We start from the raw sequence: 18,894 nt of genomic DNA on the forward strand, positions 1-18,894 counted from the left end.
TTATAAATGAATGATTTAATTTTAAAATTTATATCCTATTTTTAAGCCATAGCTTATAGAGTGGTTGTCCTTAAACTCACCCACGTAATAGTCACTACCCGCCTGTGCGCCAAGCTGACCTTTTGCATCGCCTAACCAGTAATATTTCACACCACCAGAAATAAAGTATTGGGATGTTGGGCTATATTGAGCACCGATTCCTAAATTGTAATATCCCTTGGTTGGGCCACCCGTTGAGACTTTATCACCTGCACCAGAGTCCCAACCCACTGACACAGAGCCTAACCATTTAGGTGAAAAACGTTGCCCTACTCCCAAATTTAAAGTCCATTGGTCATCGTCATAACGAACCAAATTAAACCCTTCTGGACGGCTCGGTGTTGATAGCACCCCGACAACTTTTGAAATTTCACCAAAACGGTAAGGTTGTAGCGCCAAATCACTCCAATTTACCCAACGCAAGCTACCGAACAATAAAGTTCCCTGACGTAAACCCGTTTGAAACTCCAAATTCACTGAGTCTGGAGATTTAAATTTGGTTGTGCCAGACCCTTCGCCATTAGGTAACTCTGAAATAATGTGATTTAAATAGTTTTTCTTTTGCTCGGTCATCTGCCCGATAGAAATCATATAGTCGAGATGTTGGCTAACTAAATCGCGTCCTTGCTGAGTCGTTAACATATCAATTAACGGCGCATTTTCAGTTGCGTTTACTTTGTGGGTAATGGCTGAACGATAGGCAAGCGAAACTTTAACGGCCTTTTCAGGAATTTGATAAGCCAGCCCAGCTAACCAACCCCAATCGCCCACAGTTTTAGTTTGAAAGTCATAGCCATTATAAAGACTAAATACATTGCCTCTTAAATTGACCTGACTTTTGAAGGTTTGATAAACCGGCCCTGCAAAAATATTCCAGTTTTTATTAGGCTGATATCCAGCAATGAGGCTGAAACTTTGAATATCAAATTCTGATTTTGCATTTCCTGTGGGAACTTGACCAGAAGTAGCATTTGCAAGGCTTGTAGTCGTAATACCGGGAAGCATAACTGTGTCTTTCGGGGTTGCGACAAAGCCATTTACACCTGAATATTCGGTGTCAGCCCCAAAAGGCTGATCGTAAAGCAATCCAAATGAATACTGCGGTGCAAGCTGAAATTTTAAAGCTGCAGTCGGCCGATAATCTGTATTGGCAATATCGGAAATTGACTGATGTGAAGGGTTAGTACCAGATTCCACTCCTTTTAAATCAGTATCTGTCACACCTAAACTGGCTTCAAAATAATTTCCCGGTTGTAAAAATGCTGATACGGATTGGCCTGTTTTATCAAATGCAGCAGCCTGTAATGCACTTGTACAAATTGAAGCGATTCCCAATACTAATGTTCTATTTCTTACTACAAAAATCATGGATCCATCCTGGATTTTTTTATTTTGATTGTTCACTTTATTTAGATTTTGAGTGGTGCGCTTAGCCCCAAACGCCAATTCGTTGACTGTGGATGCCATATTTAAAAATTATAAAATTGCCTCTCTGAAATGAGATAAGTTCCTTTGAACTCAAGATTAAAGACGACAAAGATTTAAAACTTTCAGATAATTTTTTAAGAAACTTTTGTATTTATTGCTGTTAATATTAAAGCGCATGATAGATTTCCCAATCCTTCATATCTCTATAAATCAAGGATGATGAGCAAATACATTTATTATGGAAATCAAGCAAATAAAATATTTTTTGACGGTGGTTGAAGCAGGCAGTATTGGTAAAGCTGCTCAAAAACTCGATGTCGGTGCGTCAGCAATCAGTCAACAAATTAGTAAGCTAGAGCAAGAGCTAAGCATTCGCCTATTACAGCGTAATGCTTTTGGTGTGACCCCAACTCCCGCAGGCCTCGCCTTTTTAAAACATTCTCAACTCATTTTACGTCAGATTAACTTTGCGGTAGATGCTGCCCATTCGGCACGGCTTTCAGGCCATGTGAGTCTTGGTTTTCCACCTACCATTACCGCTTTAATTGGCATCCCTTTAATGAAACTAATGTCTGAACGCTATCCAGACATTCGCCTAGAAATTGTGGAAACGCTGTCGGGCAACCTGATTCAGTCGATTAATTCACGTCAGCTTGATATTGCCATTATTTTTACCAATGAAATTGACAAGCAATGGTCGATACAACCGCTAGTACGTGAGCAAATGTATTTAATGGCACGAAAAGAAGTGCTCGAAAAATATGGTCTTGCTGAGTGCATCAAAAGCGGCATTATTCGGTCTCAACAAATTGGTGATATTCCTTTAGTGTTGCCACGTCAGCGTCATAGCTTAAGAAAACTGCTTGAGCATAAGATTGGACAACTCAATGTCGTCTATGAAATTGATGGCCTGCACTTGCTGATGGATAGCCTGATTCACCTCGACCTTGCCAGCGTCCGCCCCGGAAGTGCTTGTCTACAAGAGTACAAACATAAGCTTCAACTACTAAAATTGATCGATCCTGAAGTTGAGCGAATCAATTACTTAGTCAGCCTTGCCGAAGAAGAATTATCACCTGCTGCACTCGCTGCAAAATCGGCAATTAAAGCGTGTGTGAAAGAGTTGATTCAAAACCAAATTTGGCCATGTTCTGAAATTATTTTATAAAGGGTCATTAATTTTATTAAATACCCAATTAATTTTGCCCTCTCACTCCCTCCTGCTGTTTGAGATTACATTTTCATCTGAATGATAAGTGAATTTCTGTTTATCGAATTATAGATGTGTAGTTTGAACTGGAAACAAGGCATCACATTTTCTACGAAGGACACCTTTAAATCTCATCTCTAACCCATTTGCTATTTAGGTTTATTGAATGAGTCGATTTAAGGCCCTCCATTGAAGATCGTGAATGTTTCCATTTTGTCAGGCCAAGGAGGTCTCCAATGGATGTCGTGAATAACCGTAGGGCTACTTTTAAAAAAATATTAAATGTAACGAGTGGCAACTTTTTAGAACAGTACGATTTTTTTCTTTTTGGTTTCTATGCCACTTATATCGCAGCAAAATTTTTCCACTCTGAAAATGAATATGTCTCTTTAATGATGACATTTACCGTGTTTGCTGCGGGCTTTCTTATGCGTCCTCTCGGCGCTATTTTCTTGGGCGCTTATGTCGACAGAGTTGGTCGACGTAAAGGTCTTATTGTGACTTTAAGCCTTATGGCAATCGGAACCATCTTAATTACCTTTGTACCGGGTTATGAAACCATTGGTATTATTGCGCCAATTTTGGTGGTGATTGGACGTCTATTACAAGGCTTCTCGGCAGGTGTTGAATCTGGCGGTGTATCGATTTATCTAGCTGAAATTGCAACAGATAAAAACCGTGGATTTATCACAAGCTGGCAATCTGGCAGCCAACAAATTGCGGTTGTGTTTGCAGCATTACTTGGCTACTGGCTCAACACCATTTTAACTCATGCTCAAGTGGGTGAATGGGGCTGGCGTATTCCGTTCTTAATTGGTTGTTTGATTATTCCTTTAATCTTCTTGTTCCGCCGTACTTTAGAAGAAACTGAAGACTTTAAAGCTCAAAAAACTCATCCATCGACCAAAGAAATTTTCAGCACGCTTGCGAGCAACTGGCGCATCGTACTTGCGGGCATGATGATGAGTGCGATGACCACAACCACTTTCTATTTCATTACGGTTTACACCACGGTGTATGCAAAACGTACTTTAGAAATGTCGGTAACAGATAGCCTTTTAGCGACTGTGTTTGTAGGTTTATCGAATTTCTTCTGGTTGCCAATGGGTGGCTTACTATCAGACAAAATTGGTCGTCGTCCTGTTTTAGTCGGTATTACGACACTTGCCATCTTTACAACTTATCCAGTTTTAAGCTGGTTGGTGAGTGACATTAGTTTCACCAATCTAATTATTACGCTTGCTTACTTCTCGTTCTTCTTTGGTCTGTACAACGGCACCATGGTAGCAACACTTGCCGAAGTGATGCCAAAGCGTGTACGTACAGTCGGCTTCTCTTTAGCTTTTAGTCTTGCAGCAGCTATTTTTGGTGGCATGACTCCAATTGCATGTACATATCTCGTTGAGCATACAGGTAACGCAAGTACACCAGCATTCTGGCTGATGTTAGCTGCGGTATGTAGCCTAATCTCAAGCTTATATCTATGCCGTGGTTCTAAACAGAAAAATACTGACGCAATTGCTGAACCTGTGAAGGTTAGCGCTTAAAACAACAACTTAACCTGAAATTTTAATGAACAGTACGGCGCATTTGCAGCCGTACTGTGCTCTCCTATCATTAAATCGAGATACTATGAAAAAGTCCCCTATCTTCATGACCATTTGCCTAGCTGGTGCAGGCTTAGGCTCGACCCTTGCTAACGCAGATACACTCGAAGTGATTAGCTCAGGCGGTTTTTATTCATCTATGGAAAAACTCATTCCAATATTTGAAAAGCAAACTGGCCATAACGTTCATCTCTCGTCTGGTTCATCCATGGGTGCATCGCCAACGGCGATTCCAAACCGACTCGATCGCGGTGAACATTTTGATGTCGTAGTATTAGCTGCTCCTGAACTGAACAAGCTAGCAGAAAAGGGTTATGTAGATCCAAATTCGCAGAGTGCTTTAGTTAATTCAAGCATTGGCATGGCTGTACCTAAGGGTGCACCAAAACCAGATATTAGCTCTGCGGCAAAATTCGAAAAGGTTTTATTAAATGCCAAGCACATTGGTTATTCAGCAAGTGCGAGCGGTACGCATCTTGAAAAAGATGTTTTCCCAAGCTTCCCACCTGTCGAGTACAAAGTGATTTCTGGTAAAGCAGAAAAAGTGGTCGGTGACCGTGTTGCAAAACGTATTGCTGAAGGACAGTTTGATATTGGTTTCCAGCAAATTAGTGAAATCAAACCTTTTACTGGTCAATATGGTCAGGTTGATTTAGTGGGTCCAATTCCTGCGCCTTATCAAAAAGTCACCGTGTTTGCGGCTGGCATTGGTAAAAACTCTGAACATGAAAAAGTCGCAAAAGAGCTCATCAAATTTGTGAAATCGCCTCAAGCAACACAAATTATTGAAGAACAGGGTCTTGAGCAGGTTAAACAATAAAAGCTCTAAAAGGCAACATCTTGAGGTGATGTTGCCTTTACTCTTTTGGTAGTTTACTCAGCGTAATAGAACAAAATGTATAGCAATAAACCAGTGTAGAATAATCAATAAAGGTCAATGTAGTATTTGCCGTGGAACTCAAACAATTAAAGTATTTTATTGCAGTGATCGAGTCAGGAAGCTTGGGTAAAGCTGCAAAAAATCTCGATATTGGAACGTCTGCATTAAGTCAGCAAATCTCAAAATTAGAAAGCGAACTTTCTATTCGCCTTTTACAACGTACCGCTTTGGGTACAGTTCCCACCCCTGCGGGTTTAGCTTTTTTTCAACAGGTTCAACTGGCGCTTAGGCATCTAGATCATGCCGTAGACTCTGCGCATTCTTCACGTTTAAGTGGACATGTTACCGTCGGTTTTTCTCCGAGTGTTGCAGCGGTTATTGGTACGCATTTTTTAAAACTCATGAGAAATCGTTACCCCGACATTAAAGTCCGTTTAATTGAAGGCTTATCGGGTGATCTCAAAGCCTTGGTTAATGCAAGACAGCTCGATGTTGCTATCATCTTTAGTGACGATGTAGACCCACAATGGGCGATACAGCCTTTAGTCAAAGAACAGATGTTTTTAATTTCGCCTAAAGAAGTGCTGAGCCAGTACCACCTTGAAAGCTGTATCGACACTCAAACTATTACTCATTCACAACTAAAAGAACTTCCACTGATTTTACCGAGCCAACGACATGGGCTGCGTTTGTTGCTCGAACAAAAAATTCATCAGCTTAAAGTGGCCTATGAAATTGATGGGCTACATTTGCTAATGGAAAGCATTAGCCAACTTGAAATGGCAACCATCCAACCTGCGGGTGCAGCATTAAACTCTCGGCAAGACTTATGTTTACTGCGCGTTGTAGAACCTGCAATTGAACGTATTAACTATTTAATTAGTTTATCTGAAGAAGAAATCTCACCTGCCACTTTAGCTACTAAAGTGGTGATTCGTGCCTGTGTAACCAACCTGATTAATGAAAAACGCTGGCCTGGTGCGGAGATAATAAACACTTAAGCCATTAGTGTTTATTTTTACTAAACACCCATTCAAGCCCAGCCTCTCACTTCACATTCCCTTTTAAAGCTACATTAGCCCTAGCTGAGAAAGGGAGAAATCCATGCATGATGTGATTGTAATTGGTGGTGGGAATGCCGCACTGTGTGCCGCGCTCACGGCAAAAGAAAGTGGCGCGTCTGTGCTAGTAATAGAAGCAGCACCTAAAGAATGGCGTGGTGGTAACTCACAACACACTCGTAACCTTCGCTGCATGCATGATGCTCCTCAAGATGTATTGGTTGATGCCTATCCCGAAGAAGAATATTGGCAAGACCTGCTTAAAGTCACTGCCGGAAAAACCAATGAGCACTTAGCCCGTCTGGTCATTCGTAGCACAGCAACCTGCCGCGACTGGATGCGTAAACATGGTGTGAATTTTCAGCCGCCACTATCAGGTGCTTTGCATGTTGCACGTACCAACGCATTTTTTATGGGTGGCGGCAAAGCCCTCATTAATGCGTATTACCGAAGTGCCCAAGAACTTGGTATTGAGATTTTATACAACACAAAAATTAAAGATTTAAAGTTAAACCAAGGACATTTTGAAGCTGCAATTGCTGAAGATGGTCGTGTGTTTAAAGCGAAAAGCTGTGTATTGGCCGCAGGTGGTTTTGAGTCAAATCTGGAATGGTTAAGAGAAGCATGGGGACAAAATGAAAACGGCGAATGGCCTGCCGATAATTTCATTATTCGTGGAACCCGCTTTAATCAGGGCAATTTGCTCAAATTTATGATAGATCAAGGCGCCGATATTATTGGTGACCCATCGCAATCACATTGCGTCGCTGTAGATGCACGAGCACCATTATATGACGGCGGCATCTGCACCCGTATTGACTGCGTTTCACTAGGAATTGTGGTCAATAACAAAGCCGAACGTTTTTACGATGAAGGCGAAGACTTCTGGCCAAAACGTTATGCGATTTGGGGACGTCTTGTTGCCAAACAACCTCAGCAAATTGCCTATTCTATTATCGACTCAAAAGCCATTGGCCGCTTTATGCCACCTGTGTTTGCGGGTGTAAAAGCAAATAGCATTCAAGAACTGGCCGAAAAAATCGGGCTGGATGCAAAAACCTTATGTCATACCGTAGAAGAATTTAATCAAGCCTGTGTGCAAGGCACCTTTAACCATACCGTTTTAGATGACTGCACCACCGAAAATATTGTTCCCAACAAAACCCATTGGGCTGTTCCTCTCGACCAGCCCCCCTTCTATGCTTACGCCCTCAAACCTGGCATTACCTTTACCTATTTAGGTTTAAAAGTCGAAGACGATGCTGCGGTACGTTTTAACAATAAAGCTAGCCGCAACCTGTTTGTTGCAGGTGAAATGATGGCAGGTAATGTACTCGGTCAGGGTTATACCGCAGGAGTCGGCATGTCGATTGGAACGACATTTGGACGCATTGCCGGAAAAAATGCAGCCCATTATGCACTTTCACAAGGAGTTGAACATGAATGCTAGTACTAAAGCCCTAATTCCAGTTGTTCAGCTCTCTGACCATGAGCAGGAAGTTCAAAGGGCGCTACAGATTTGTAATGCTTGTCGCTACTGCGAGTCATTTTGTGCTGTATTTGCGGCGATGACTAAGCGCCTTGAGTTTAACCAAGCCGATATTCATTACTTAGCAAACCTGTGCCATAACTGTGGTGCATGTTTACATGCTTGCCAATACGCCCCGCCGCATGAGTTTGGTGTAAATATTCCACAAGCAATGGCACAAGTACGTTTAGAAACTTACCAAGAGTTTGCTACACCTCAGCCTTTAGGTCGACTTTATAAGTCTGTGGGTATTCCTTTTGTCTCGGCGTTAACACTTATTTTCTTTTTATGTATGTTAGCTGTGGTGTGGTACAAAGGCACAGACCTATTTGCAGGCTATCAAGGTAATTTCTATGCGATTTTCCCGCATAACTTTTTAGCTCTACTTTTTGGAGCGACCTTTACAGTTGCCATTGTTCTGCTCGGCATTGGAATTAGTAAGTTCTGGCGACAAACCTCTAAAGTCATTCATGACAAAGTTGAAAAACCTGACCTTGTTCAAGCCACTCAAAATGTATTAACACTTAAATATTTAGATGGTGGGCATGGCAAAGGCTGTAATGAGCAAGATGACCGTTACACGCAAATCCGCCGTGTGTTCCATCACCTCACCTTTTATGGCTTTATGCTCTGCTTTGCAGCTACAGGCGTAGCGACGTTATATCACTATTTCCTTAACCTGCATGCACCTTATCCTATCTTTAGCTTGCCTGTTATTTTGGGTACGTTGGGTGGATTGGGCTTAGTGATTGGACCATCTGGCTTGCTCTATTTAAACCTTAAACGCCATCCATTACATGGTGACCGCGAGCAAAAACCTGTAGATCGAGGCTTTATTTTCCTTCTACTTATCGTTAGTGCTTCAGGGTTAGCCCTCATGGCATTTCGCAATACCCCTTACATGGCACTTTTGCTGATTTTCCATTTAGCTACGGTCATGACCTTCTTTATTACCATGCCATTTGGAAAGTTTGCACATGGTTTTTACCGCAGTGCTTCTTTACTCAAATTTGCCATCGAAGAGCGTATTTCGAAGAAGTCATAATTTCACTCAAAAGTATTCACTATCTTGGCATAGTGAATACTTTTATTATTTTTCAGCTCAAAACACTTCATGCCTTCCCTACTTTTTACTATTTAAAATTCCCAAGCCATACATCGGCCACTTGGTGCTCGCTTTAATATTATTAATCAGCATCGCAACAAAAACTAAAGACACTGCACCGACCAAAACAGGGAAAATTAAGAAGCTCCACTCGTAATGTATGCTGCTCGCGGTAAGCAAAATAACCAAAGGATTGGCCCCAGCAGGTGGATGAACACACTTAAACACTTGCATGAGTGCAATGGCACAGCCCACTGAAAAAGCAATTGTAAAAATGGAAACACCAACAAATTTTAGAAAAAACAAACCCACAAAAGCCGAGATAAGATGCCCAAATATGATATTTCTCGGCTGTGCCAAAGGTGACTGCGACACGGTATAAAGCAGTACACAAGTCGCACCAAACGGCGCCATGATAAAAATATTGTGTGTGAGCTTACTCAACCACAAAAGTATAAAGATGCTCAATGTTCCACCAATAAGACTTCTTAAAATATCAACTTTAGTGGGCGATGGAGCTAGTTTTTCTTTGCCATAAAAGATCGAGAACATGGGTTTTATTCCTCAAACAAAAAGTTGCTTTTTAAAAAGCATATAGATAAAATCCCAAATAGTACAGATCTGTACTATTTTATTTTTTGGAAAAGTTTTATGTCAAAATCTGCCTTAAAAATATTAGATACAGCCGAGAAGTTATTTAATGAAAATAGTTTTGTCGGGGTTGGCGTAGACTTGATTCGCGATGAATCTGGTTGTTCAAAAACCACCATGTACACTTACTATAAAAATAAAAATCAACTGGTTCAGTCTGTTCTGATTGCTCGTGATGAACGATTCAAGCAAAGTCTTTTAGGCTATGTGGGAGATGCAACAGGGTTAGAGGCCATCAATAAAATTCTGGATTGGCATACCAATTGGTTTAGGCAAGATTTTTTTAAAGGCTGTTTATTTGTAAGAGCGGTCGCTGAATCTAACCAAGATGATCAAGACATTATTTCTATTTCTAAAGCCCATAAACAATGGATTAAAGTATTGATTGCACAAAACTGCAATATACCAAATGGTGAAGCTTTATCTGAGCTGATCTATACGGTGATTGAAGGCTTAATTAGCCGCTTTTTAGTCGATGGTTTCGATGAAACACTTGCGATAAATATGAAAAATTCTATTAATCAATTATTTAATATTCATCAACATTAGCATGAGAACTTAAAATGGAAGTGGACCATATTTTTATTTGTGTACAATCAGGCGCTCCCGAAGCTGAAACTTTAAAAAAATTTGGTCTAACAGAAGGCTCATCCAATAAGCATCCGGGTCAAGGTACCGAAAATAGACGCTTTTTCTTTAAAAATAGCTTTATCGAATTAATCTTTTTAAATAATCCAGAAGAAGCCTCAAGTGATCTCACAAAACCCACCCTGCTTTTTGAACGACTCAGTGCTCAAAATAATATCGCGTCCCCTTTCGGTATTTGTTTTCGTCCTAAAAATAAAGATGATAACAGTGCAAAATTTCCTAATTGGGTTTACAAGCCAAGCTATTTACCAGCCAGCTTAGAAGTAAATGTTGCCAAAGATTCTATGGTATCTGAACCGATGTGGTTCTTCCTTTCATTTGCTTCACGGCCAGATCTCGCTGTGAAAGAAAAACAACAACCTCTTGTACATAGCAAAGATTTATCAGAAATCACCGCGATCAAGGTTTCTATTCCAAACCTCGAACAGCACCCTACTTCGTTACTGTTCAACACGCTCGATCATTTTGAAGTGAGAGATGGATCAGAGCATTTAATGGAACTCAGTTTTGATCATGAGCCTCAAGGAATGATTCATGATTTTAGACCAGAGCTGCCGCTCATTTTTAAATATTAAAACTCTTATTTTCTAATAATAAAAACTGTGATTTATTTCAAATCACAGTTTTTATTTAAATTGAATCACATTAAAAACGGCAATAGCTTAAGCAATTTTCCCATCAATAATGCCTTTTTCTTTTAACGTAGCCAGCTCTTCTACTGTTTTAAATCTCGATAAGATTTGAGCAGTATGTTCACCAAGCTCTGGCGGCGCATGATGGTATTCAACCGGAGTATCAGACAGCTTCATTGGTGAACCAATGGTTTGAAAATTTTCATTTAAACGATGAGGAATATTGACCACCAAATTACGATGGACGATTTGTGGTTCAGCCAAAGCATCTTCAATAGAGTTGATGACACCTACAGGTACTTTAAGCGCATGAATCATCTCGACCCATTCTTTAGCGGTTTTCTGCAAAAAGTGCTTCGACAATAAAGGAATCAGTTCATTTCGATACTTTACGCGGTCTTGATTACGCACAAACTTTTCATTTTCGAGCAGCTCTGGGTAACCAATCGCAATACACAAATCTTTAAACTGCTTGTCGTTACCACACGCAATAATAAATTCTTTATCTTTGGCCTTAAAAGTTTGATACGGCACAATACTTGGATGTTGATTGCCCATACGCTGTGGTGCTTTACCCGAAGCTAAATAATTCATTCCCTGATTTGCTAGTGCCGCAACCTGCACATCAAGTAGTGACATATCAATATATTGACCACGCCCTGTGTGCGAACGTGCAATCAAGGCCGCTTGAATGGCAATGGTGGAATACAATCCGGTTTGAATATCTACAACAGCCACACCAACCTTTTGTGCACCACCACCTGCCACATCATCAGGTTCACCGGTAATACTCATTAAGCCAGACATACCCTGAATAATAAAATCATAGCCGGGCTCTTCTGCACGTGGGCCATCTTGCCCAAAACCAGTAATCGAACAATAAACAATATTTGGGTTGAGCTCACTTAATGAAGCGTAGTCCAAACCATATTTTGCCAAAGACCCTGTCTTATAATTTTCAATTACTACGTCGGCAGTCTTGGCAATTTCATAAATTAAGGCCTGACCTTCTGATGTTGTAATGTCCACAGCAACAGAATATTTATTGCGGTTGGTACACTGAAAATAGCCAGATTCACGGGTCATGTTTCCATCTTGATCGGGCATCCATGGCGGTCCCCACATGCGGGTGTCATCACCGACTCGAGGACGTTCAATTTTAATCACTTCTGCGCCAAGGTCTGCCAAGATTTGTCCACACCACGGGCCCGCAAGCACACGACTTAAATCTAAAACCCGAATTCCTTGTAATGCACCCATAACGATACCCTTATCTTTTTAGAAGGTACTCAACGCACCTTCCTGTCATTGTTTATGATTGTTTTTGCGGATCGTACTGACGATCTTTAATAAATAAGCCCGGCAATACACCCGCAACAAAATATGCAGCACCCATCACAATAAATGCCATGGTAAACGTACCGCCCGATGCCAAGAAACCAATAGTAGCTGGTGCAATCGCAGCACCAACACGACCAATGTTATAGGCACCGCCAATGGCGGTTCCACGCACATCAGTTGAAAAACTTTCAGCCATATACGTCGCGTTCACACCGTATGGAATGCCATATAGGAAGCCAAAGGTGATCAATAAATACAAAATATTGTCAGGCGTATTAAAGAAAATAATGATTGGCAAGAACACGGCACTAGCAATTGTTCCAAACACAAAAACAGCACGGCGGTTAAATTTGTCAGCAAGATAACCCGCTAAAATTTTTCCTAGAATCATTGCTGTATATGAACCCACCATATAACTGGTTAAGTTTTTAAAGTTCATATGCACTTCTGTTTCTAAATAACTTGGCATCCAGTTGTTAATGCCGTAATAACCAAACTGTAAGAAGAATGCTGTAGTCATCCACAACAGAAACATTTTACGGTGCTTAAAGTTATTAAAAATTTGCTTATAGATACTGCCACTTTTGGGTTTCTCAGTCGCTACAATTTCTTTAGGCTGTCTATTGCCTTGTAAACTTTCAATTTTGGTGAGCTGCCAAGATTTTGGCTCTGGCACAAATCGTTGTAGAAAAATATTAACGAAAGCAGGCACCACGGTTAGGAAGAATAAAACACGCCAGCCATGATCTGGAATAATCGCGCCTGCTAATAACGTCGCAGCAATATAACCTACGGTCTGACCAGTCTGTAGCGTGCCCAATACTGTTGTACGGTAAATTGTTGGCACATATTCAGCCATTAAGGTATTACAGGCCATATAGAGTGCTCCGATTCCTAAAGCACCAATAAAGCGTAAAGCCATAAATTGCTCGAAGCTTTGCGTAAAACCTAATAAACAAGTCGCTACCGAAAAGAAGGTCACCGAGTTGGCAATGGTTCTTACACGACCAAACTTGTCACATGCCCAACCACCTAAAATACCGCCAACGCCCATTCCTGCCAACGACGCACTACCCAATGCGCCCGCTTGAAAGGTACTTAAACCAAACTCTGTCTTTAAACTGGTTAAGCTATAAGACAGCAGCATAATATCAATGCCATCGACCACCATCGCAAAATAGGCAAATAACAACGCCCATTTCCATGTATTAGGTCCAATCTTTTCATATGTTCCAAGATTACTTGGAAATGTATTTCTTAACTCTTTCGATATTACTTGAACGTCATTGTTCATCTTTAGTTCCTCATTTTCCCAAATGAGTCATCGATGGCCTACTTATGTTTTCTGTATGACTTAATCTTCTATACTTTTCATCATCTTATATTCAATTTTAAGTACACAGAGGTACATCTTCACATGAGTATCCTTGCGATGAATCTTGTCATTATCCATAAATTTTTGCGTACAAAACCCTAAAGGTGCTCTTGAAAGAACACCTCTATTTTTAAAAATGAATGAGTTAGTTACTAAATGCCGCGATGCCTGTTTGCGCACGGCCTAAAATCAGGGCATGAACGTCATGTGTACCTTCATAAGTATTCACAACTTCAAGATTGACCAAATGACGTGCCACACCAAACTCATCGCTAATACCGTTTCCACCCATCATGTCACGTGCCATGCGAGCAATATCAAGCGCCTTTCCACAGTTGTTACGCTTAATTAAAGATGTGCCTTCAACTGACGCTATACCTTCATCTTTCATACGGCCAAAACGTAAAGCTATTTGCAAACCTAATGCAATTTCAGTTTGCATATCTGCCAGTTTCTTTTGAATCAACTGATTTGCAGCCAACGGACGACCAAACTGTTTACGGTCCATTGTATATCGATGCGCAGTATGCCAACAGAACTCGGCAGCTCCCATTGCACCCCATGCAATCCCATAACGGGCACTATTTAGGCAAGTGAACGGACCACGTAATCCTCGAATTTCAGGGAATGCATTTTCTTCAGGCACAAAAACGTTATCCATCACAATTTCACCCGTAATCGATGCACGTAAACCGACCTTGCCATGAATGGCAGGTGCAGATAGCCCTTCCCAGCCCTTTTCTAAAATAAAGCCTCGAATATCACCAACATTACCTTCAGCAGAAACTTCTTTTGCCCACACTACAAACACATCAGCAATTGGGCTATTGGTAATCCACATTTTTGCGCCAGTTAAACGGTAACCACCGTCAACTTTTTTAGCACGTGTAATCATACTGCCCGGGTCTGAGCCATGGTCAGGTTCGGTCAAACCAAAACAGCCAATGTATTCACCAGTGGCAAGTTTAGGTAAGTACTTCTGCTTTTGCTCTTCGGTACCAAATTCATGAATCGGAACCATCACCAATGAGCTTTGTACACTCGCCATAGAGCGATAGCCCGAATCGACATATTCAATTTCACGTGCGACCAAACCATAACTCACATAGTTCAAACCTGCACCGCCATATTGCTCAGGAATAGTTGGTCCCAATAAGCCAAGCTCTCCCATTTCACGAAAAATAGACGGATCTGTTGTTTCATGGCGGAATTGTTCAAGTACACGTGGTTGCAAGCGTTCTTGGCAATAAGCATGAGCCGCATCACGAATCATGCGCTCATCTTCGGTAAGCTGTTGCTCAATTAAAAATGGGTCTTGCCAGTTAAATTGAACTTTTGCTTTTTTTGTTGTCACCATGTGATTCATCGCATCCTCTGCTTGATTTGATCTTCTTTATTTAACTCGATGTTATGCGTGAAAAATGCAGTAATCAAACGATAAATCTTCATGCAGATATGCGACTTACGCATATCTAAAATGAGTCGCGTTAAATTTAGATATTTAATTGGTTGTATTTCATTAAAAATGGCTTATTTTTAGACTAAACTCCGATATCTGCATTTAGGTCATATGCTGTTTTGAAATATGACGACAAATAAAAGGATTTATTTATGCGAAGAAGTATCCCGTCAATTCAGGGCCTGATTTGCTTTGAAAGTGCAGCAAAACATTTAAGTTATACCTATGCTGCGCAAGAGTTATGTATTACCCAAAGTGCGGTATCTCGCCAAATTCAGCAGTTAGAAGATTTCTTGGGAGTTGAATTATTTATACGTACTCGGCACGGCGTTGAACTCACCATCGCAGGACAACAATATTTTAAAAGCATTAAGCCTTACTTGTTAGGGCTAGAGAAATGTACGGCTGATGTGATTTCTCATAAAGGTTTAGGTGGAACATTAAAGTTAGGTGTTGTTCCTACATTTGCAACGCGCTGGTTATTACCCAAGCTCCATCTTTTAAATCAAAAATACCCTGAAATTACGGTTCACTTAGAGACCAGTACCAAACCTTTTTTATTTAATGACAATATTTTTGACGCTGCTATTTTTGCAGGCACACAGCAGCAAATTGACCACTGGCCCGGCATACAAGCGCATTATTTAATGGATGAAGAAATTGTACCTGTATGCTCCCCAAGGCTGATCGAAAAGTATTTTCCAGATGCCATGATGATCAATGAAAATACCTATGATTTAAGCTCCGAAGATTTACTAAAAATTCCCCTGCTGCAACAAACCACTCGGCCTAGTATTTGGCAAGAATGGTTTCTGACTCATCACATGCAACATCCAAAACCCTTTGATGGACAACGCCATGAGTTATTTTCGATGCTTGCTGTTGCTGCCAATCATGACATGGGAATGGCCTTAATTCCGCAAATGTTGATTGAGTCTGAACTACAAAAAAAAGAACTGGTGATTGTTTCCAATAAAAAATTAAAAGGCAGCCGAAAGTACTACCTGATTCACTCGAGCCAAGACATCACACCGACCATTCAGAAATTTGTCGACTGGATTTACAAAGAACTAGAACAACTAAAGAGTAATACAAATTAGCTCAGCAGTTTTTATTTATGCCCAATATTGCAATCAATACTCATAAAAAAAGATTGTGATTAATGAGATCACAATCTTTTTAGTTAAGCGCAAATGACTTTGAATTAATGACTCATCAATTGAATATCTGAACCACTACGTTTCGGGTCAATCAAAATTTTGGCATGCTGTTCAGGGTCGCGTAACGCTTCAAATGCACTCGCAACACCCTCTAAACCGACAACACCGGTAATCAGTGGTGAGCAGTTCACTTTACCTTCTGCAATCATGTGTAGCGCATCTCGAAACTCAAGCGGTGTATAGCCCAACACGAACTGAATTTCTAATTCTTTATTAATTGCAAGTGCTGGTTCTATTTTGTCACTTTGCATGCACACGCCCACCCCGACAATTCGGGAAAACAAAGGTGCACCTTCAATAATTTGCTGTAAAACACCCGGTACGCCCACACACTCAAAAATAACAGGACGTTTTGGCAAAGCGCCTAACTTATCAATCATGCGCCACCCATGCCACCATGGTAAGCGTGTCGCTTGTAACTTATCAAACAGCCCCATGCCCATGTTAATTGCATCAGATACATTGCCCAGCAAACCAAACTCTTTCCAGTTAGCAAATGGCGATGTCTCTTTAGGATCTACCACAATATCTGCACCGCATTGCTCGGCAAGCTTACGGCGGTTTGGTGAAAAGTCGCTGGCAACCACGGTTTTAACCCCAGCTGCTTTAAGCATTAATATAACGCCTAGCCCAACAGGTCCGCAGCCAATCACAATCGCAGGTTCACCAGTTTTCACACGGCTACGGCGGACAGCATGTAATGCAACCGCCATAGGTTCAGTCATGGCAGCACTATCTGCATCTAGACCATTCGGTACCTCAAACATCAAGCTCGACTGAGCCAATACTTGCTCGGCATAGCCACCCGAAGCATTTGGTGAAAGCCCTGTAGACAAATAACCATGCTGATCTACATTTAAAAGCGGCATTGCACAAACAAGTGTATCGGCTTTAAATTTATGACGTGTTTTTGGACCATAGTCTAAAACCTTGCCGCAAAATTCATGTCCAAGTACAAATGGGTCTGTAGACTTGGCTAAACCATGAAACCCGACACGTGCAGCCAAATCATGCATGTGATCACAGTGATGCTGCATATGTAAATCAGAGCCACAGATCCCACATCGCACCACTTCCAATAACACCTGTCCTTTTGCAGGCGTTAATTTCGGTTGGTCCACCACTTCTAATTTTGCTTGATGACAAAGTACCGACTTCATTTGAACGCTTCCTATTTCTTCTTTTCATTTACTTGCCAGAAATAGATTTCTACAGATAAATTAATCGCCTTATCAGTTTGGTCTTTGGCAAGCCTTCACTCATATTTACAAGTAACAGATGAAATACCAATGACCATTTTTTAGCCAATCCATTGTTAAAGAGTCAACAGTAGACAGGCTCAGCGAGATTAAAAACAATAAAAATCTTAGTGCTTGTATCTTACACAGACTGCGTTATCTTCTTAGGCCAGAACAATGTCATCAAAATTAAAACTTAAACGAATATCTTAAGTTCAAAAAACTCAACTAAACCCCTTTTCACAAAAACATAGCAAATCCAAACTTTTATCATCAGCCCTAAACAGGCATGATGAATTGATACGAACAGATAAGAAGAAACCTATGATTACAAAAACACTTCCCCTTACAGATATTCATCGCCATCTTGATGGCAACATCCGTATTCAAACTATTTTAGAGTTAGGGCAACAATACCATTTAGATTTGCCTGCCTACGACATTGAATCTTTACGTCCACACGTACAAGTGATTGACAACCAACCTGACTTATTAAGTTTTTTATCGAAGTTGGATTGGGGGGTAAAAGTATTAGCGAGTTTAGATGCCTGTAAACGAATTGCATTTGAAAATATGCAAGATGCTGCACAACAAGGCCTAGACTATGTAGAACTTCGTTTTTCGCCGGGTTACATGGGCATGACCCATCAACTACCGCTTGAAGGCGTTGTTGAAGCGGTTATTGCGGGTGTGAAAGAAGGCAGTCAGACTTACGGGGTAAAAGCGAATTTAATTGGCATTATGAGTCGTACTTTTGGCCAAGAAGCCTGCGAAAAAGAATTAAATGCTCTACTTGCCCATAAAAATGATATTAAAGCGTTGGATCTTGCTGGAGACGAACTTGGTTTTCCGGGCAATTTATTTATAGATCACTTTAAAAAAGCACGTGATGCAGGTTGGCACATTACGGTACATGCTGGTGAAGCTGCCGGCCCAGAAAGTATTTGGCAAGCCATTGAAGAATTAGGTGCTGAACGAATTGGACATGGGGTTAAAGCGGTTCAAGATTTGAAGCTTTTAGATTATTTAACTAAACATCAGATTGGTATTGAGTCTTGCCTGACTTCGAACATTCAAACCAACACAGTACCTTCATTGGCACAACATCCATTAAAGACTTTTTTAGAGCATGGCGTTCTTGCGACTATTAATACGGATGACCCTGCTGTAGAAGGCATTGAGATACAACATGAATATTTAAATGCTGCCCCATTGGCAGGATTAACCCCTGAACAAATTTATACAGCTCAGGAAAATGGACTTAAAATCGCATTTTTATCAGATAAAGAAAAAGATGAGTTAAGACAAAAATATTAGGAACAGAGAACAGAGAACAGAGAACAGAGAACAGAGAACAGAGAACAGAGAACAGAGAACAGAGAACAGAGAACAGAGAACAGAGAACAGAGAACAGAGAACAGAGAACAGAGAACAGAGAACAGAGAACAGAGAACAGAGAACAGAGAACAGAG

The 18,894-nt window shown here is 40.8% G+C and carries 16 protein-coding genes; 10 read left to right on the top strand and 6 right to left on the bottom strand.

Annotation, left to right across the window (positions count from 1 at the left end; all coding sequences use genetic code 11):
- Positions 1 to 21: 21 nt before the first annotated feature.
- Positions 22 to 1,407: a long-chain fatty acid transporter gene (locus HL290_RS17945; protein WP_198497178.1), complete on the bottom strand. Its 1,386-nt coding sequence runs from the start codon at positions 1,405 to 1,407 to the stop codon at positions 22 to 24.
- Between the two features lie 298 nt (positions 1,408 to 1,705).
- On the opposite strand from HL290_RS17945, the gene HL290_RS17950 reads away from it, so the two are divergent.
- The 6 genes from HL290_RS17950 to tcuB all read left to right on the top strand — a co-directional run bounded on the left by HL290_RS17950 (position 1,706) and on the right by tcuB (position 8,798).
- A complete protein-coding gene (locus tag HL290_RS17950) occupies positions 1,706 to 2,635 on the top strand; it encodes a LysR family transcriptional regulator (RefSeq protein WP_004641378.1) in 930 nt (309 codons plus the stop codon).
- A 278-nt stretch (positions 2,636 to 2,913) separates the two neighbouring features.
- Positions 2,914 to 4,224 carry an MFS transporter gene (locus HL290_RS17955; protein ID WP_132072173.1) on the top strand — a complete coding sequence of 437 codons (1,311 nt, stop codon included), beginning with the start codon at positions 2,914 to 2,916 and terminating at the stop codon, positions 4,222 to 4,224.
- Between the two features lie 85 nt (positions 4,225 to 4,309).
- Positions 4,310 to 5,104, top strand: coding sequence for a substrate-binding domain-containing protein (locus HL290_RS17960; protein ID WP_017392363.1), 795 nt, complete (start codon positions 4,310 to 4,312; stop codon positions 5,102 to 5,104).
- Between the two features lie 131 nt (positions 5,105 to 5,235).
- Positions 5,236 to 6,165: a LysR family transcriptional regulator gene (locus HL290_RS17965; RefSeq protein WP_017392364.1), complete on the top strand. Its 930-nt coding sequence runs from the start codon at positions 5,236 to 5,238 to the stop codon at positions 6,163 to 6,165.
- A gap of 103 nt (positions 6,166 to 6,268) precedes the next feature.
- The gene (gene tcuA / locus HL290_RS17970) at positions 6,269 to 7,675 is read left to right on the top strand and encodes an FAD-dependent tricarballylate dehydrogenase TcuA (protein ID WP_022575920.1); all 1,407 of its coding nucleotides are present in this window, start codon (positions 6,269 to 6,271) and stop codon (positions 7,673 to 7,675) included.
- Positions 7,665 to 8,798 (top strand): tricarballylate utilization 4Fe-4S protein TcuB, encoded by a 1,134-nt coding sequence (tcuB, locus tag HL290_RS17975; protein ID WP_198497179.1) that lies wholly within the window; start codon positions 7,665 to 7,667, stop codon positions 8,796 to 8,798. Before tcuA ends, tcuB begins: the two co-directional genes overlap by 11 nt.
- 78 nt (positions 8,799 to 8,876) lie before the next feature.
- Here the strand turns inward: tcuB and HL290_RS17980 are convergent, their stop codons facing one another.
- Complete coding sequence (locus HL290_RS17980; RefSeq protein ID WP_198497180.1) at positions 8,877 to 9,410, bottom strand: HPP family protein; 534 nt, start codon at positions 9,408 to 9,410, stop codon at positions 8,877 to 8,879.
- A gap of 99 nt (positions 9,411 to 9,509) precedes the next feature.
- Between HL290_RS17980 and HL290_RS17985 the strand changes: the two genes are divergently transcribed.
- Positions 9,510 to 10,058, top strand: a complete 549-nt coding sequence (locus HL290_RS17985; RefSeq protein WP_080028156.1) for a TetR/AcrR family transcriptional regulator — start codon at positions 9,510 to 9,512, stop codon at positions 10,056 to 10,058.
- 14 nt (positions 10,059 to 10,072) lie between these two features.
- Positions 10,073 to 10,732, top strand: a complete 660-nt coding sequence (locus HL290_RS17990) for a VOC family protein (RefSeq protein ID WP_198497181.1) — start codon at positions 10,073 to 10,075, stop codon at positions 10,730 to 10,732.
- 87 nt (positions 10,733 to 10,819) lie between these two features.
- Here the strand turns inward: HL290_RS17990 and HL290_RS17995 are convergent, their stop codons facing one another.
- The 3 genes from HL290_RS17995 to HL290_RS18005 all read right to left on the bottom strand — a co-directional run bounded on the left by HL290_RS17995 (position 10,820) and on the right by HL290_RS18005 (position 14,871).
- The gene (locus tag HL290_RS17995) at positions 10,820 to 12,049 is read right to left on the bottom strand and encodes a CaiB/BaiF CoA transferase family protein (protein WP_198497182.1); all 1,230 of its coding nucleotides are present in this window, start codon (positions 12,047 to 12,049) and stop codon (positions 10,820 to 10,822) included.
- 52 nt (positions 12,050 to 12,101) lie between these two features.
- Entirely contained in the window at positions 12,102 to 13,424 is a 1,323-nt protein-coding gene (locus tag HL290_RS18000; protein WP_198497183.1) for an MFS transporter, read from the bottom strand.
- A 226-nt stretch (positions 13,425 to 13,650) separates the two neighbouring features.
- Entirely contained in the window at positions 13,651 to 14,871 is a 1,221-nt protein-coding gene (locus tag HL290_RS18005; protein WP_198497184.1) for an acyl-CoA dehydrogenase, read from the bottom strand.
- Between the two features lie 245 nt (positions 14,872 to 15,116).
- Here HL290_RS18005 and HL290_RS18010 point away from each other — a divergent pair, with 245 nt between their 5' ends.
- Positions 15,117 to 16,064, top strand: coding sequence for a LysR substrate-binding domain-containing protein (locus tag HL290_RS18010; protein WP_198497185.1), 948 nt, complete (start codon positions 15,117 to 15,119; stop codon positions 16,062 to 16,064).
- Positions 16,065 to 16,168: 104 nt separating this feature from the next.
- On the opposite strand, the gene HL290_RS18015 is transcribed toward HL290_RS18010, so the two are convergent.
- Positions 16,169 to 17,344 carry a zinc-binding dehydrogenase gene (locus HL290_RS18015; protein ID WP_198497186.1) on the bottom strand — a complete coding sequence of 392 codons (1,176 nt, stop codon included), beginning with the start codon at positions 17,342 to 17,344 and terminating at the stop codon, positions 16,169 to 16,171.
- Positions 17,345 to 17,746: 402 nt separating this feature from the next.
- Here HL290_RS18015 and add point away from each other — a divergent pair, with 402 nt between their 5' ends.
- Complete coding sequence (gene add / locus HL290_RS18020; protein ID WP_198497187.1) at positions 17,747 to 18,739, top strand: adenosine deaminase; 993 nt, start codon at positions 17,747 to 17,749, stop codon at positions 18,737 to 18,739.
- The last annotated feature ends 155 nt before the right edge of the window (positions 18,740 to 18,894 follow it).

It is taken from the genome of Acinetobacter sp. AC1-2, from assembly GCF_016124155.1.
Classification (GTDB): domain Bacteria; phylum Pseudomonadota; class Gammaproteobacteria; order Pseudomonadales; family Moraxellaceae; genus Acinetobacter; species Acinetobacter calcoaceticus.

What these genes read in the sequence shown, in the direction of transcription:
- HL290_RS17955 (WP_132072173.1), top strand. Translation starts at nt 2,914, where the DNA reads ATGGATGTCGTGAATAACCGTAGGGCTACTTTTAAAAAAATATTAAAT.
- HL290_RS17990 (WP_198497181.1), top strand. Translation starts at nt 10,073, where the DNA reads ATGGAAGTGGACCATATTTTTATTTGTGTACAATCAGGCGCTCCCGAA.
- HL290_RS17985 (WP_080028156.1), top strand. Translation starts at nt 9,510, where the DNA reads ATGTCAAAATCTGCCTTAAAAATATTAGATACAGCCGAGAAGTTATTT.
- tcuB (WP_198497179.1), top strand. Translation starts at nt 7,665, where the DNA reads ATGAATGCTAGTACTAAAGCCCTAATTCCAGTTGTTCAGCTCTCTGAC.
- HL290_RS17960 (WP_017392363.1), top strand. Translation starts at nt 4,310, where the DNA reads ATGAAAAAGTCCCCTATCTTCATGACCATTTGCCTAGCTGGTGCAGGC.
- HL290_RS18010 (WP_198497185.1), top strand. Translation starts at nt 15,117, where the DNA reads ATGCGAAGAAGTATCCCGTCAATTCAGGGCCTGATTTGCTTTGAAAGT.
- HL290_RS17995 (WP_198497182.1), bottom strand. Translation starts at nt 12,049, where the DNA reads ATGGGTGCATTACAAGGAATTCGGGTTTTAGATTTAAGTCGTGTGCTT.
- add (WP_198497187.1), top strand. Translation starts at nt 17,747, where the DNA reads ATGATTACAAAAACACTTCCCCTTACAGATATTCATCGCCATCTTGAT.
- HL290_RS18015 (WP_198497186.1), bottom strand. Translation starts at nt 17,344, where the DNA reads ATGAAGTCGGTACTTTGTCATCAAGCAAAATTAGAAGTGGTGGACCAA.
- HL290_RS17950 (WP_004641378.1), top strand. Translation starts at nt 1,706, where the DNA reads ATGGAAATCAAGCAAATAAAATATTTTTTGACGGTGGTTGAAGCAGGC.
- tcuA (WP_022575920.1), top strand. Translation starts at nt 6,269, where the DNA reads ATGCATGATGTGATTGTAATTGGTGGTGGGAATGCCGCACTGTGTGCC.
- HL290_RS17980 (WP_198497180.1), bottom strand. Translation starts at nt 9,410, where the DNA reads ATGTTCTCGATCTTTTATGGCAAAGAAAAACTAGCTCCATCGCCCACT.
- HL290_RS18000 (WP_198497183.1), bottom strand. Translation starts at nt 13,424, where the DNA reads ATGAACAATGACGTTCAAGTAATATCGAAAGAGTTAAGAAATACATTT.
- HL290_RS17945 (WP_198497178.1), bottom strand. Translation starts at nt 1,407, where the DNA reads ATGATTTTTGTAGTAAGAAATAGAACATTAGTATTGGGAATCGCTTCA.
- HL290_RS18005 (WP_198497184.1), bottom strand. Translation starts at nt 14,871, where the DNA reads ATGAATCACATGGTGACAACAAAAAAAGCAAAAGTTCAATTTAACTGG.